The following is a 13,002-nucleotide window of genomic DNA, read 5'->3' on the forward strand; positions in this document are numbered from 1 at the left end:
CCGCTCAGCCCGTCTGGGCGGGGTCGGGCACGGTGGGGAAACGCGGTGGATGCGCTTGCATGAAGGCATGACAGGCACGCAGCACGCGGATATCGTCGAACTTACCCCCCGCGAGCTGGAATCCCACCGGCATGCCCGTGTCGGTGAAGCCACAGGGCACGGAAGCGGCAGGTTGCTGGCTGAGATTGAAGGGGTACGAGAACGGCGCCCATTCTTCCCAATCCTGCATGCCGCTGCCCGGCGGGACTTCGTGATTGGCCTCGAACGGTGACACCGACACCGACGGCGTCATCAGCAGGTGATATTTCTGATTGAAATGCTCGAGCCGCTGCGTCAGCCGCGCACGCGCCTCAAGAGCGCGGAAGAAATCCAGCGCACTCCAGCGTTCAGCGAGACGTGCATTGGTCACCAGCCCTGGGTCGAGCAGGGTGCGTTCGTGCTCGGTGGACCGCGACCAGACCTCCAACGAGGCGGTGAACCATATCTTCTGGAAGATCTCGATCGGCGACTCGAAGCCGGGGTGAACCTCTTCGACCTCGGCGCCTAACGCCTGAAGCTTCTCGGCCGCCTCGCGCACACGGGCGGCGATCTGCGGGTCGACCTGGGCATAGCCGAGATCCGGCGAGTAGGCGATGCGCAAGCCGCGCAGATCGCAGTCCATGTCCACGCCCCAGTCATCAGGCTGGCCGCGCGTGGCGTAGGGGTCGTGATAGTCGTAGCGTCCGATCACATTGAGCATGCGCGCGGCGTCGGGCACGTTGCGCGTCAACGGACCGATATGCGAGAGCGTCGGCTCCGTGGCGGGTGGCCATTGCGGCGTCCAGCCGAAGGTCGGCTTGAAGCCGAACACGCCGGTAAACGCGGCGGGAATGCGGATCGAGCCGCCTGAGTCCCCGCCCTGGTGCAACACGCCCATGTTGAGCGCGGCTGCGGCCGCCGCGCCGCCTGACGACCCGCCCGGCGTGAGGCGCGTATCCCAAGGATTGTAGGTGGCCCCAAACACGCGATTATCGGTGACGGCCTTCCAGCCGAACTCCGGCGTATTGGTCTTGCCCAGAAAAATCGCGCCCGCTTCACGCAGCATGCGCGCCGGCGGCGCGTCGCTTTCGCAGGGCGCATTCGACGTGGTCAACGAGCCATCACGGGCTGGCATGCCGGCCACTTCGGTCAAATCTTTCATCGACACCGGCACGCCGTCGATGGGGCTCAGCGGCTTGCCCTGCCCCCAGCGGCGCGCCGAAGCCTTGGCGGCCTGCTCGGCGCCCTCGTGGTCGATGTACACATAAGCGTTGACCGCATCGTTGAAGCGCTCGATACGCGCAAGCGCAGCACGCGCAGCTTCCAGCGGCGAGGCCTCGCCGGACCGAAACAGTGCCGTCAGCTGCCCCGCATCCATCATGCCCAGGTCGGTTTCTTGCATAACACCCTCACATCCTTGTTTGGTGAATGACGTTCATTGGTTTGCCTCCCTAGGCTAGACGCGACACTTCTGCAGGGCAACGCGACGCGGCATGTCGATGTTGCTTCCACGCCATCAAGCACCATGGGCACGCTTCGTGCCAATGCTTATCATTGGCCTATGTTTGCGCCGGCCAGGAAACATTAATGCCCGAAAATCCATTCTATCTACAGCTGCGCGACCGCCTGGTGACGTTGATCGAGACGGGCGAGTTGCCACCCGCGAGCCGCTTGCCCGGCGAGCGCCGCCTGGCCGAGCGCTTCGCGACGACGCGTGTCACGCTGCGCCAGGCGTTGACCCAACTGGAAAGCGAGGGGCTTATCCATCGTCGCAACCGGCGCGGCTGGTTCGTCTCGCCAAGGCGCGTGGAATATTCGCCGAATCATGATCAAAGTTTTGACCAGTACGTGAGTGCGCAAGGACGGCATCCGCATACCGAAGTATTGGACGTGCGGCGCCAACCGGCCCCTGAAGGGGCGGCACAAGCACTCGGCATTATCTGCGGGCAAGCCGTTTTGCATGTGAAACGGCGTCGCTACATCGATGGCAGGGCGGTATTGTTGGAGCGTATCTGGTTGCGCGACGATCTTTTGCCAGGCCTCGCCGAGGGCGATTTCTCGACGTCGCTGTGGCAGCGCCTATGGGAAGAGTACGGCCTGGTATTGGCGCGCAAGTCGCTGCGGCTCTACCCCACCGCACTGACCGGCGACGAAGCCGAGGCGCTCGGCGTACACAGTGGCTGCGCCGGCCTTTGCGTGACACGCGTCACGCATGACCGCGAGGGTCGCGCCCTCGAGTATGATGAGGATTACTGGCTACACGATGCCATCTGCCTGCGCGTGGAGGTGGCCATACCGTGAGGCGCGCCGGGACGCCTTATTGTCCGGCGCCCATGGCGACCACGACGCAGTCCACTCCCTCGCGTGCCAGCTGCCGGCACCCACGACGCGCCTGGGTTTCCTCAAGGTCCACCAACTGTGCCCGAAAGATTCCCCCATCGCCTTGCACCGATGATACCGCCACGCGACCGTCGAGATCGGCAGGCAGGAATTCGGCAGCCTGGTCGGCCTGCCGACGCGCCCGGGTACGGTCGCTGAACGCGCCCACTTGCACGGCCCAGGCGCCGGCCTTATCGGCCGCTGTTCTAGCGTCACCGTGCTCATATGCCGCCTGGGCGATCAAGTCACGAATCGGGTCATCGGCAGGCGTGGGCGCAGGATCACTCGTTGGGGTGGCCTGCAAGCGGTCCCCGTAAATGTCCGCCTTCGCGATCCAATCACCCTGCGCGACCGACTCGGCGCGGGCGAAGCCACGATCGAGCAGCTCGCTCATATGGGCATCGCGCGACTGGGCGGTAAAACCACCCATGACCACGGATAGCAGACGACGCCCATCATGTACCGCGGAAGTCGCTACATTGAAGCCCGAGGCGCGAATATAGCCCGTCTTGAGGCCATCGGTGCCGGCATAGTTGTCGAGCAGCCGGTTGTGCCCTTTGTAGCGTCTCCCTTGCCACGTGAACTCGGTCTTGGCGAACACCGGATAATAACTCGGGAAGTCTTGCATCAGGCGCAGCGCGAGAATCGCCATATCACGCGCGGTGGTGACTTGTCGGTCATCGGGAAGTCCCGAGGCATTGCGAAATGTTGTATGCATCATGCCCAAGGCGCGCGCCTTGTCGGTCATCTGTCCAGCGAAGGTGGACTCGCTACCCGCCAGCCCCTCGGCTACCACCGCCGCCACATCGTTGGCAGATTTGACCACCAGGATATTGATGGCATCTTCCACCTTCACCGTCTCCCCGGGCCTCACGCCCATTTTGGACGGCGGTTTCGCGGCGGCATGCTGCGATACGGGCAGGCGCGAATCCATGCTCAGCGTGTCGTCCTCGAGCGCCTCGAACAGCAAGTAAAGCGTCATCATTTTGGTCAATGACGCCGGATAACGCGTCGCATCGGCGTTGGCGGCATGCAGTACGGCACCGCTCTGGGTATCGATGACGATGGAGGCATAACGCGGGTTGGGTGCCGCCTGGGCTGCAGGGAGCATGCACAACGCCATCACGAGGGCGATTAAAATGAGCAGCGCGGAGACCGCACGCGATCTATGAGGAAACGGGGACGTCATTTGTTATGTCCTTGAAGGAGGAACCCCTCGTGGGTCCACTCGTAACATTTACCGCGACATTTGTTATGGCGACGCCACAAAGCGCAATGACATAGGGATTATGAGCGAGAGACGCGCTCTGTACAGCCCCTATAGGCATTTTGGGCACCATTCGTGACATTTCGCAAACATTCGTCACGCGATGATGGCTCCCATGCCCTCCCATGGCGACGCGAGCGCTCGGTTGCGATCACGCCAGGCGTAGTGGAAGATGGCATCATTCATCTGGTATATACCAGAAAGAAGTCATCGCACTTAACGCCCCTTGAACCTGCCCGGAGACCCACGCTGAGCGCACTTGCCATTGCCTTGATCGTCGTTTCCGCAGTGCTCCATGCTGGCTGGAACCTGCTCGGCAAGCGCGGTGAACCATCGCTGGCGTTTTTCGCCCGCGCCATGGCAGCCGGCAGCATGCTGTATGCGCCGCTCCTGTTCTGGGGGCCTTCTCCGTTGCGGCTGCCCGATGTCTTCTGGGGTTGGCTCATCGCCACGGGAGCGTGCCAGGCGCTCTACATGGGCGGTCTCGCCTGGGCTTATGCACGCGGTGAGGTAAGTCTTCTCTATCCTCTGGCACGCGCCCTGCCAGTTCTGCTCGTGCCCGCCGTCGCACTCCCATGGCTTACCACAAGCACGCTTAATGGCGGGGACATCCTCGGCATGGCATTGATCGCCGCCAGCGCACTGGTCATGCCCTTGCCCCACTGGCACGCCTTCCGCCTGTCGCGTTACCTCACCCCTGCACTGGGCTTCGTATTGCTCGCTGCCGTCGGCACTACCGGATACTCGGTGATCGACAAGCACGCCCTGGGCTTGATGACCGCGCACGGCTATACCCCGCTACAAGCCGGACTGCACTACATGGTGCTGCAAGCCATGACCACCTGGTTGTGGATGTGGCCACTCGTACGCGCATTGCCCAACGAGCGTCACGCGGCACGACGGCTGCACCGCTCCCCCGCCGCGCGTCGTGCCTGGCTGACGGGTGCCATGATCCTCGGCACCTACGGACTGGTGTTGATCGCCATGTCCACCAGTGCCGACGTCAGCCACGTCGTCGCCCTGCGCCAGCTCTCGATTCCCCTCGGCGTTCTAGCCGCCGGTTACTGGTTCCGGGAACGCCTCACTCCGTTACGACTCGGCGCCATCGCCTTCATGCTCGGGGGGCTGGCGCTCGTGGCATGGTGAGGAAACGCTTGAGCTCGTCCCGGCATGGCACCTATCTTGAAGGGGCACGGCACATAAAGGTGTCGCGCTTTACTCACGACGAGGAGATGACGAAATGGAAATCATCATCGAAAACGCCGGCATGGACACCGACGACTTCCACATGATCGCAGGTGGCGAGACGGGGGATGCCCTGCGCAAGACTGCCAAGAACTACCTCGGCAGCCAAGAAGTCACCGAGCATCAGCTCGAGGAGCTACGCATGGCGGGTGGCGAAGAATACGAAGCACTGCGCCGCGATATGACGCAACACGCCTTGAGTGTGGTCAATGTGCCCAAGGATACCGCTATCTCACTGGATATCGCTTTCCAAGGTGGCGCCAAGTCGTAATACCCGTGGGATAATGCGTTGTCAGAAGTTATGGGAGCGACACGCTCCCATAGTTCAGGCCGCCTAGATCATGATGAATCCCGCCCTGGCCTGATCGACCCGCTACCATTGAAGATGCCTACCCTAGTCGCGAGGAGCGTGTATGACGCCACGCCATGACCCCATCGAAGAGACACCGCTGCCCGACACCACCGATGTGGTGCCGGGAGAAGCGGTGGCATACGCGGACACGTTCCAGGAGCAGCGTTTCTGGCACAAGATCACCCGCTACGGGCGCCGAGCTGGCCGTGAGGTTACGCGACGAGCGCTCCAGCTCTACTTTGTGCTGCAGCGTCCCGATGTTCCGGTATGGGCGAAGACCACGATCTTCGGTGCACTGGGATATTTCATCTCGCCGTTGGACGCAATTCCCGACCTGATTCCCGCCGGCGGTTACGTCGATGACGCCAGCGTGCTCGGTGCCGCGCTGATCGCGGTGTCGGTCTACATCGATGACGACGTCAAGGCCCGCGCCGAACAGGCCATGCCCAAATGGTTGTGAGTGCCCATAGCAAAAGCCCCTGACGATGTCAGAGGCTTCTCGTGTCACGCCGGAACACTGCCGTCGATCACTTCTCGACGAAGGCACGCTCGATGACGTAGTCGCCGGGCTCACCCATGCGCGGCGAGATGTTGAAGCCCAATTCGTCGAGCATGGCGCTGGTGTCGTCGAGCATCGCCGGGCTGCCGCAGATCATCGCGCGGTCTTGCTTGGGGTCGAGCTCGGGGAGACCGGTATCGGCAAAGAGCTTACCGCTGCGGATATGATCGGTCAGGCGCCCCATGGTGTGAAACTCTTCACGCGTTACCGTGGGATAGTAGACCAGCTTCTCGCTGATCTCCTCGCCCAGGTACTCGTGAGCCGGCAGATCCTGGGTGATGAAGTCGGCGTAGGCCAGCTCGCTGACGGTACGCACGCCGTGGATCAGCACGATCTTCTCGAAACGTTCGTAGACTTCCGGATCCTGGATCAGGCTCATGAACGGCGCCAGGCCGGTGCCAGTGGACAGCAGGTATAAATTGCGACCCGGCAACAGGTCATCGACGACCAGCGTACCGGTAGGCTTGCGACTGACCATGATCTGATCGCCGACCTTTAGATGCTGCAAACGCGAAGTCAGTGGGCCATCGGGTACCTTGATGCTGAAGAACTCAAGATGATCCTCGTAATTGGGGCTGGCCACCGAGTAGGCCCGCAGCAGCGGCTTGCTGTCAGCTTCCAGACCGATCATCACGAACTGGCCGTTCTTGAAGCGCAGGCTACGCTCACGCGTGGTGCGGAAACTGAACAGCGTATCGTTCCAGTGATGAACGCTGAGAACTTCTTCAAGTGCCAGTTTACTCACGAGACGCTCCTTAACTTATAACCGGAAAGCATTAACTGCTGAAATGGAAGTTGCGCTAATTATAAGACTGCGCCAATATATCTGTTAAATGAATTATATGGATATCGGTTATCTACCTGGCCGATATAGGGCGGCCGATGAAACCGCCAGGAGAGCGCCATGCGTTACACACTGCGCCAACTCGAAGTCTTCGTCGCCATCGCGCAGCATGAAAGCGTGTCTCGCGCGGCACAGCGCCTGGCGATGTCGCAGTCCGCCACCAGCACCGCCCTCGCGGAGCTGGAGCGCCAATTCGATTGCCAGTTGCTCGACCGCATCGGCAAGCGGCTCAAGCTCAATGCGCTGGGCTTTCAACTCCTGCCCAAGGCCGTGGCCCTGCTCGACCGCGGTGAGGAAATCGAGGAGCTACTCAAGGGTCAGCGCGGCATCGGCTCGCTGGACGTCGGCGCGACGCTGACCATCGGCAATTACCTCGCCACCCTGCTGATCAGCGACTTCATGCGCCGCCACCCCGGGAGCCGGGTGCGCCTGCACGTGCGCAACACGGCCTCCATCGTCGACCGCATCACCCATCATGACCTGGACTTGGGGCTGATTGAGGGCGACTGCCAACACGATGACATCGTCATGCAACCCTGGGTCGAGGACGAACTCACGGTCTTTTGTTCGCCGCGGCACCCTCTGGCCAACGCCGGCCAAGCGGATCTGGAAACGCTGATGGGCGAGGATTGGATCATGCGTGAGGAGGGCTCGGGAACGCGGCGTACGCTGGATCAAGCAATGCGCCACCGGCGTGGCCGGCTCAACGTACTGCTTGAGCTGGAGCATACCGAGGCCATCAAGCGCGCGGTGGAATCGGGACTCGGCATCGGCTGTGTTTCGCACCTGGCCCTGCGCGACGCCTTTCGGCGCGGTAGCCTGGTGCCCATCGCCACCCCTGAACTCGACCTGACGCGTCAGTTCACCTTCATCTGGCATCGCCACAAATACCTGACCACCGCCATGCGCGAATTCTTGCGCCTGTGCCGCGAGATGACCGCCGGCGTCCAGCGCAGCGACGACATCGACCTGCCAGCCGTGCCTTAAATCAAAAGGGTAAGCGGATTAAATGGTTGATCTTACCTTTGCATGAGAGTGAGACAGACCGGCATCTCATCGGATTATCTGGTTGATGCTTCACCTACTGCTGGTGCATGTTTCCTTCGCTAATTCCAGCAAGAACCCCACACGCCTCAACTTCCCGGTCATCGTTGCAACTCGCTCTCAGTGAAACGAGTTGTTTCTCAAGCGCTTGCAGAGCGGTTATCTGCGACCGCACATGAGAGATGTGATCATCGAGCAAGGCGTTGACGGCGGTACAAGGCTGATGAGGGTCGTCCTGATAGCTCTGTAGTTCGTGAATCTCAGCCAGTGACAGGCCCAGGATTCTGCAGCGACGGATGAAGGCCAGCCCCTCACCATGCTTCTCGGTATAGACACGGTAACCGTTGTCCTGCCGATCAGGCGGCGGCAACAAGCCCTGCTGTTCATAGAAGCGGATCGTCTGTGTTTCGACCCCTACCAACTGCGCCAACTGACCAATGCGCATCAGCCTCCTCCCCAACGGATTCTTTACTCTATTGACCTTATAGTAGCTTTATAGTTTTAAATGGTACCACAACATTGTTCAAGTGGAGTCGTATCATGAGCAAATCCTGTGGTGGCGCCTGTGGCGGTGATGCAACGTCCGCAGCGGATACCGATATACAGGCCTCCTCCGAGGCGCCAGGGAGATGGGTCAGTGTTTATGCCGTGCCGAAGATGGACTGTCCATCAGAAGAACGAATGATTCGCCTAGCCCTGAACGGCTTTGAGGAGATTCGGGCGCTGTCCTTCGACTTGTCGAACCGCCGGCTGAAGGTCGTGCATGACGGCGAGGTCGAGCCCGTCACCTCGAAACTGAAGACCTTGGGGCTAGGCGCCTCGCTTCAGGAAACCGTCGCTGCAAATCCGGAGACCATCAAGGCCGCCGAGTTTTCGGCAGCTTCTGCTAAGCAAGAATCCGGGACCCTGCGCTGGTTGCTCGGCATCAATGCACTTCTGTTCGTGGTGGAAATGACTGCCGGTCTGATCGCCCAGTCCACCGGCCTGATTGGAGAATCCCTGGACAATTTTGCCGATGCGGCGGTGTACGGGCTTGCCCTTTATGCGGTTGGACATAGCGTGAAAATGCAGGTACGTGCCGCGCATCTTGCTGGTGTACTGCAACTGATCTTGGCTGTGGGCGTGCTCGTAGAGGTGGTGAGACGCTTTGTATTCGGTAGTGAGCCTGAATCGCTGGTGATGATGGCTATCGCATTCGTCGCATTGATTGCCAATACCAGTTGTCTGCTGCTCATATCCAAACATCGGGAAGGCGGGGCGCACATGAAGGCAAGCTGGATATTCTCGGCCAACGACGTGGTGATCAACCTGGGGGTCATCACCGCCGGCGCCCTGGTCGCGTGGACCGGTTCCAATTATCCGGATCTGATTATCGGCACCATCGCGGGGGGCATTGTACTTAACGGTGCCAGACGCATTTTGGCGTTGAAGGGTTAAATAATGCTCATTATTGGCAAAAAGCTCTCGCCGTATGCCCTATTGTCCATATCGGGCCTGCTGGCAGCGTCTGATCAGGCTGTAAAGTGGCTGGTGCAGCAATCAATGGCCTATGGCGAGTATGTTTCGGTGACCCCGTTCTTTAACTGGGTGCACCTATGGAACACCGGTGCCGCATTCAGTCTTTTTGCGAATGGTGGAGGCTGGCAGCGCTACTTTTTTATCGGAATCGCGGTAGTGGTCTCGATTTTTCTGATCAAGCTGATCCTTGAAAATCGTCATAAAGGAGAAGCCATCGCTTACAGTCTTATCCTCGGTGGCGCCATGGGCAACCTGATTGACCGGGTCTTTCGCGGCTATGTTGTGGATTCCTTTGATTTCTATTGGCGAGACTGGCATTGGCCGGCCTTCAACCTGGCTGATATTGCAATTGTCCTCGGTGCCTTACTTTTCGTTTCCAGCAGCTTGTTGGGTAAAAAAGCAGACACCAATGCCGAGCCGGATGGATCTGACTGACACCTACGCCTATACAACACCATGACCGAACTTCCCGACAACATCCTTCACCTGCCGCAATACCAAGTACTGGGCTGCAAATCAACCGACGACGAAATGCACTTCCAGGTGGACGTGCCCGATCCCATCGCCTGCGAGGAATGCGGCGTGCAGGGTGAGTTCGTACGGTTCGGCAAGCGTGACGTTCCCTATCGTGATCTGCCTATCCACGGCAAGCGGGTCACTCTCTGGGTGGTCCGCCGCCGATACACCTGCCGGGCCTGCAAGACAACATTCAGGCCCCAGCTACCGGAGATGGTGGACGGATTCCGTATGACACTGCGGCTGCATGAGTACGTGGAGAAGGAATCCTTCAACCACCCCTACACCTTTGTGGCGGCACAGACCGGCCTGGACGAGAAGACGGTGCGCGACATCTTCAACGCCCGCGCCGAGTTCCTGGGGCGCTGGCACCGCTTCGAGACGCCCCGCATCCTGGGCATTGACGAGCTATACCTGAACAAGCGCTACCGCTGCATTCTGACCAACATTGAGGAGCGAACCCTGCTCGACCTGCTGGCCACCCGCCGCCAGGACGTGGTGACCAACTACCTGATGAAGCTGAAAGACCGGCAGAAGGTCGAGATCGTCAGCATGGACATGTGGAACCCCTACCGGGCAGCGGTCAAGGCTGTGCTGCCCCAGGCCCGTATCGTGGTCGATAAGTTCCATGTGGTGCGCATGGCCAACGATGCCCTAGAGAGAGTGCGCAAGGGCCTCAGAAAGGAGCTGAAACCGTCCCAGAGCCGGACTCTCAAGGGAGACCGGAAAATCCTGCTGAAACGCGCTCACGAAGTCTCAGACCGGGAGCGCCTCATCATGGAGACCTGGACAGGCGCGTTCCCGCAACTGCTGGCCGCCTACGAGCACAAGGAGCGCTTCTACGGCATCTGGGACGCCACCACACGGCTCCAGGCAGAAGCCGCCCTGGACGAGTGGATAGCCACCATCCCGAAGGGCCAAAAGGAAGTCTGGAGCGATCTGGTCAGGGCAGTGGGAAACTGGCGCGAAGAGACCATGACCTACTTCGAGACGGACATGCCCGTCACCAACGCTTACACGGAGTCCATCAACCGACTGGCCAAGGACAAGAACCGTGAAGGGCGCGGTTACTCCTTCGAGGTGATGCGGGCACGAATGCTCTACACCACGAAGCACAAGAAGAAGGCACCGACTGCGAAGGTCTCTCCTTTCTACAAGAAAACCATCGGTTACGGACTGCCGGACTTCGCAGAGGAACTCAACTACGGAGTCGATCTATCAACCATCTGAGGGTGGTATCAGATTGATGGGGTGAAGGTGCCCCATCAACCATTAAATCCGTATACCCAATCAAAAAAGCCCACCGGCGTATGCCGATGGGCCGTGGTGGAAAGAAGTGGAGAGATTGCGTGGCCTAGGACTTGGTCAACGCCGGGCGTGTCTGCGAGTGCCCGTCCTCGCGCAGGCTGAAACGGCCCACGACCTCGGCTAGACGCGAGGCTTGGTCACGCATCTGCTCGGCGGCGACGGTGGATTCCTCGACCATCGAGGCGTTGTGCTGGGTCATTTGATCCAGGTCATTGACGGCCTGGTTGACTTGGGTCACGCCTTGGCTTTGCTCCTGCGTGGCAGCATTGATCTCGGCGAGGACGTCGGAGACCCGCGCCACGGCAGTGACGATTTCCTGCATGCTGTCACCCGCCATGCGCACCATGTCGGTCCCCTCGCGGGTCTGGGTCACCGAGGCGTCAATCAGCTTCTTGATATCATCAGCCGCCGAGGCCGAGCGGCTCGCCAGTTGGCGCACCTCATTGGCGACCACCGCGAAACCGCGACCCTGCTCGCCAGCGCGCGCCGCCTCGACCGAGGCATTGAGCGCGAGAAGGTTGGTCTGGAAGGCAATCTCGTCGATCAAGCGCACGATATCGGAAATCTGCGTCGTCTGGGCATTGACCTCTTCCATGGTATCGACCGCCTTGCGTGCGATCTCCCCACCATGATTGGCCGCAGTGGTTGCCTCTTGGGAGAGTTGGTCGGCCTGATTGGCAGAATGCGCGGTATTTTCCACCGTGCTGGCAATCTGCTCCATGGCAGTAGACGTTTCCTGCAAGCTGGAAGCCGCCTGTTCGGTACGTCGCGAGAGATCCTGGCTGCCGTGGGCGATTTCGCTGGAGGCCTCGCTCACCGAGGTACTGCTGGCACGGACTGCGAGCAGTACGTCGTTGACGGCATCGGCGAAGCCATTGAAGCCTTGGGCGATTTGCGCCACTTCGTCGCGGCCGTCGATCTCGAGCCTTCGTGTTAGATCGCCTTCGCCGGAGGCGATATCGAACATGGCATCACGCGCCAAGCGCAGGCGCCGGAAGACGGGGGAAAGTAGCGCCCACAGCAGCAAGGCGGCAATCAGGCCGGACAAGACCATCGCGATGAGCGTGGAATGCAGCACGCCTTGCACGCCGGCGTTGGCTTCGGCGAGGTCCAACGCGATGATCAAGCGCCAGTCGGTTTCCGGCACTGTCACAGCATACAACAGGACCTCGCGGCCATTGATGGTGGCTTCTTTGGGGCTCCCCTCGCGCGCCAGCGTGTCCAGCCATTCCGGTGTCAGGCTATCGTCCAGCGTCGTTGCTGGCTCCAAAGCCAGGTCGGCATCACGATAGGCGATGATATCGCTGTCGCGGTTGACCAGCAGCGCGAAGCTGGCATCGGTGGGATGAATCGAGGTCACGTTTTCAGTCACGTCAGCCAGGCTAACATCGGCGCCGATCACAGCCTGGGCCTCACCGTCCTCAATGACCGGCGTGGCGAACGCGACCACCAGGCTGTCGGTCACCATGTCCAGATAAGGCGGACTGACCACCGTATCGCCGGTTTCCACGGCCGATTGATACCAGGGGCGCTGGGTGGGATCGTAATCCTCGGGAGGCTGCCAGTTATCGTTGGTGATCAAGCGCTTGTCCGGCAGGCCGACATAGACCTGACTGAAGCCGCCGGCCGCGGCGGTCTGCTGCAAGGCAGGAACGAAGTCGTCGTTCTCGAGCGCCGGGGGCAGCGCCTCGGTCAGGCGCTTCTTGCTCACGGCCCAGTCTTCGATTGCATCGACATGGCCGCGCGCCACGGCGCTCAGCGTATCGATATTGGTCGTGCGCTGATGCTGACTCACCAGCCAGTAACTGACGCCGCCGGTCGCGGCCAAGGCGACCAGGATCATGGCGACGCAGGCCACCATGATCCGGGTGCGAAACGATGTGAACATTAATGAGTGCCTATCGTTGGGGGATGCCTCCTTTGATTAACGGCACTCATGGAAAAAACTTTAA

General features: G+C 60.5%; 13 protein-coding genes. 8 read left to right on the forward strand and 5 right to left on the reverse strand.

Features of this window, described 5'->3' with window-relative positions:
* Positions 1-4: 4 nt before the first annotated feature.
* Positions 5-1,420, reverse strand: coding sequence for an amidase (locus KZO83_RS11040; RefSeq protein WP_247620859.1), 1,416 nt, complete (start codon positions 1,418-1,420; stop codon positions 5-7).
* A gap of 185 nt (positions 1,421-1,605) precedes the next feature.
* Here KZO83_RS11040 and KZO83_RS11045 point away from each other — a divergent pair, with 185 nt between their 5' ends.
* Positions 1,606-2,319: a UTRA domain-containing protein gene (locus KZO83_RS11045; protein ID WP_247620860.1), complete on the forward strand. Its 714-nt coding sequence runs from the start codon at positions 1,606-1,608 to the stop codon at positions 2,317-2,319.
* A gap of 16 nt (positions 2,320-2,335) precedes the next feature.
* Here the strand turns inward: KZO83_RS11045 and KZO83_RS11050 are convergent, their stop codons facing one another.
* The gene (locus KZO83_RS11050; RefSeq protein WP_247620861.1) at positions 2,336-3,508 is read right to left on the reverse strand and encodes a D-alanyl-D-alanine carboxypeptidase; all 1,173 of its coding nucleotides are present in this window, start codon (positions 3,506-3,508) and stop codon (positions 2,336-2,338) included.
* Between the two features lie 231 nt (positions 3,509-3,739).
* On the opposite strand from KZO83_RS11050, the gene KZO83_RS11055 reads away from it, so the two are divergent.
* The 3 genes from KZO83_RS11055 (at position 3,740) to KZO83_RS11065 (ending at position 5,721) form a co-directional block, all read left to right on the forward strand.
* The gene (locus KZO83_RS11055) at positions 3,740-4,810 is read left to right on the forward strand and encodes an EamA family transporter (protein ID WP_247620862.1); all 1,071 of its coding nucleotides are present in this window, start codon (positions 3,740-3,742) and stop codon (positions 4,808-4,810) included.
* Positions 4,811-4,904: 94 nt separating this feature from the next.
* Complete coding sequence (locus tag KZO83_RS11060) at positions 4,905-5,180, forward strand: hypothetical protein (protein WP_040240605.1); 276 nt, start codon at positions 4,905-4,907, stop codon at positions 5,178-5,180.
* A gap of 142 nt (positions 5,181-5,322) precedes the next feature.
* Positions 5,323-5,721, forward strand: coding sequence for a YkvA family protein (locus KZO83_RS11065; protein ID WP_246942131.1), 399 nt, complete (start codon positions 5,323-5,325; stop codon positions 5,719-5,721).
* 67 nt (positions 5,722-5,788) lie between these two features.
* On the opposite strand, the gene KZO83_RS11070 is transcribed toward KZO83_RS11065, so the two are convergent.
* Positions 5,789-6,565 carry a ferredoxin--NADP reductase gene (locus KZO83_RS11070; RefSeq protein WP_247620863.1) on the reverse strand — a complete coding sequence of 259 codons (777 nt, stop codon included), beginning with the start codon at positions 6,563-6,565 and terminating at the stop codon, positions 5,789-5,791.
* A 159-nt stretch (positions 6,566-6,724) separates the two neighbouring features.
* Between KZO83_RS11070 and KZO83_RS11075 the strand changes: the two genes are divergently transcribed.
* On the forward strand, positions 6,725-7,651 hold the full coding sequence (locus KZO83_RS11075) for a LysR family transcriptional regulator (RefSeq protein WP_247620864.1): 927 nt from the start codon (positions 6,725-6,727) through the stop codon (positions 7,649-7,651).
* Between the two features lie 94 nt (positions 7,652-7,745).
* On the opposite strand, the gene cadR is transcribed toward KZO83_RS11075, so the two are convergent.
* Entirely contained in the window at positions 7,746-8,153 is a 408-nt protein-coding gene (cadR, locus tag KZO83_RS11080; protein WP_004364961.1) for a Cd(II)/Pb(II)-responsive transcriptional regulator, read from the reverse strand.
* A gap of 95 nt (positions 8,154-8,248) precedes the next feature.
* On the opposite strand from cadR, the gene KZO83_RS11085 reads away from it, so the two are divergent.
* Genes KZO83_RS11085 through KZO83_RS11095 form a run of 3 tightly spaced genes read left to right on the forward strand, consistent with a single transcriptional unit; the run spans position 8,249 to position 10,972 of the window.
* Positions 8,249-9,145 (forward strand): cation efflux transmembrane domain-containing protein, encoded by an 897-nt coding sequence (locus KZO83_RS11085; protein ID WP_004574643.1) that lies wholly within the window; start codon positions 8,249-8,251, stop codon positions 9,143-9,145.
* Positions 9,146-9,148: 3 nt separating this feature from the next.
* Positions 9,149-9,661 (forward strand): signal peptidase II, encoded by a 513-nt coding sequence (gene lspA / locus KZO83_RS11090; protein ID WP_247620865.1) that lies wholly within the window; start codon positions 9,149-9,151, stop codon positions 9,659-9,661.
* A gap of 21 nt (positions 9,662-9,682) precedes the next feature.
* Positions 9,683-10,972, forward strand: a complete 1,290-nt coding sequence (locus KZO83_RS11095; protein WP_004574636.1) for an ISL3-like element ISPpu12 family transposase — start codon at positions 9,683-9,685, stop codon at positions 10,970-10,972.
* Positions 10,973-11,096: 124 nt separating this feature from the next.
* Here KZO83_RS11095 and KZO83_RS11100 read toward each other — a convergent pair whose 3' ends face one another.
* Positions 11,097-12,938 (reverse strand): methyl-accepting chemotaxis protein, encoded by a 1,842-nt coding sequence (locus KZO83_RS11100; RefSeq protein ID WP_247620866.1) that lies wholly within the window; start codon positions 12,936-12,938, stop codon positions 11,097-11,099.
* Positions 12,939-13,002: the final 64 nt, after the last annotated feature.

This window comes from Chromohalobacter moromii (genome assembly GCF_023091865.1).
In the GTDB taxonomy this organism is placed as follows: domain Bacteria; phylum Pseudomonadota; class Gammaproteobacteria; order Pseudomonadales; family Halomonadaceae; genus Chromohalobacter; species Chromohalobacter moromii.

Excerpts from the sequence above, each read along its gene's own strand:
- KZO83_RS11040 (WP_247620859.1), bottom strand. The coding sequence starts at position 1,420 with ATGCAAGAAACCGACCTGGGCATGATGGATGCGGGGCAGCTGACGGCA.
- KZO83_RS11045 (WP_247620860.1), top strand. The coding sequence starts at position 1,606 with ATGCCCGAAAATCCATTCTATCTACAGCTGCGCGACCGCCTGGTGACG.
- KZO83_RS11050 (WP_247620861.1), bottom strand. The coding sequence starts at position 3,508 with ATGCTCCCTGCAGCCCAGGCGGCACCCAACCCGCGTTATGCCTCCATC.
- KZO83_RS11060 (WP_040240605.1), top strand. The coding sequence starts at position 4,905 with ATGGAAATCATCATCGAAAACGCCGGCATGGACACCGACGACTTCCAC.
- KZO83_RS11065 (WP_246942131.1), top strand. The coding sequence starts at position 5,323 with ATGACGCCACGCCATGACCCCATCGAAGAGACACCGCTGCCCGACACC.
- KZO83_RS11075 (WP_247620864.1), top strand. The coding sequence starts at position 6,725 with ATGCGTTACACACTGCGCCAACTCGAAGTCTTCGTCGCCATCGCGCAG.
- cadR (WP_004364961.1), bottom strand. The coding sequence starts at position 8,153 with ATGCGCATTGGTCAGTTGGCGCAGTTGGTAGGGGTCGAAACACAGACG.
- KZO83_RS11085 (WP_004574643.1), top strand. The coding sequence starts at position 8,249 with ATGAGCAAATCCTGTGGTGGCGCCTGTGGCGGTGATGCAACGTCCGCA.
- lspA (WP_247620865.1), top strand. The coding sequence starts at position 9,149 with ATGCTCATTATTGGCAAAAAGCTCTCGCCGTATGCCCTATTGTCCATA.
- KZO83_RS11095 (WP_004574636.1), top strand. The coding sequence starts at position 9,683 with ATGACCGAACTTCCCGACAACATCCTTCACCTGCCGCAATACCAAGTA.
- KZO83_RS11100 (WP_247620866.1), bottom strand. The coding sequence starts at position 12,938 with ATGTTCACATCGTTTCGCACCCGGATCATGGTGGCCTGCGTCGCCATG.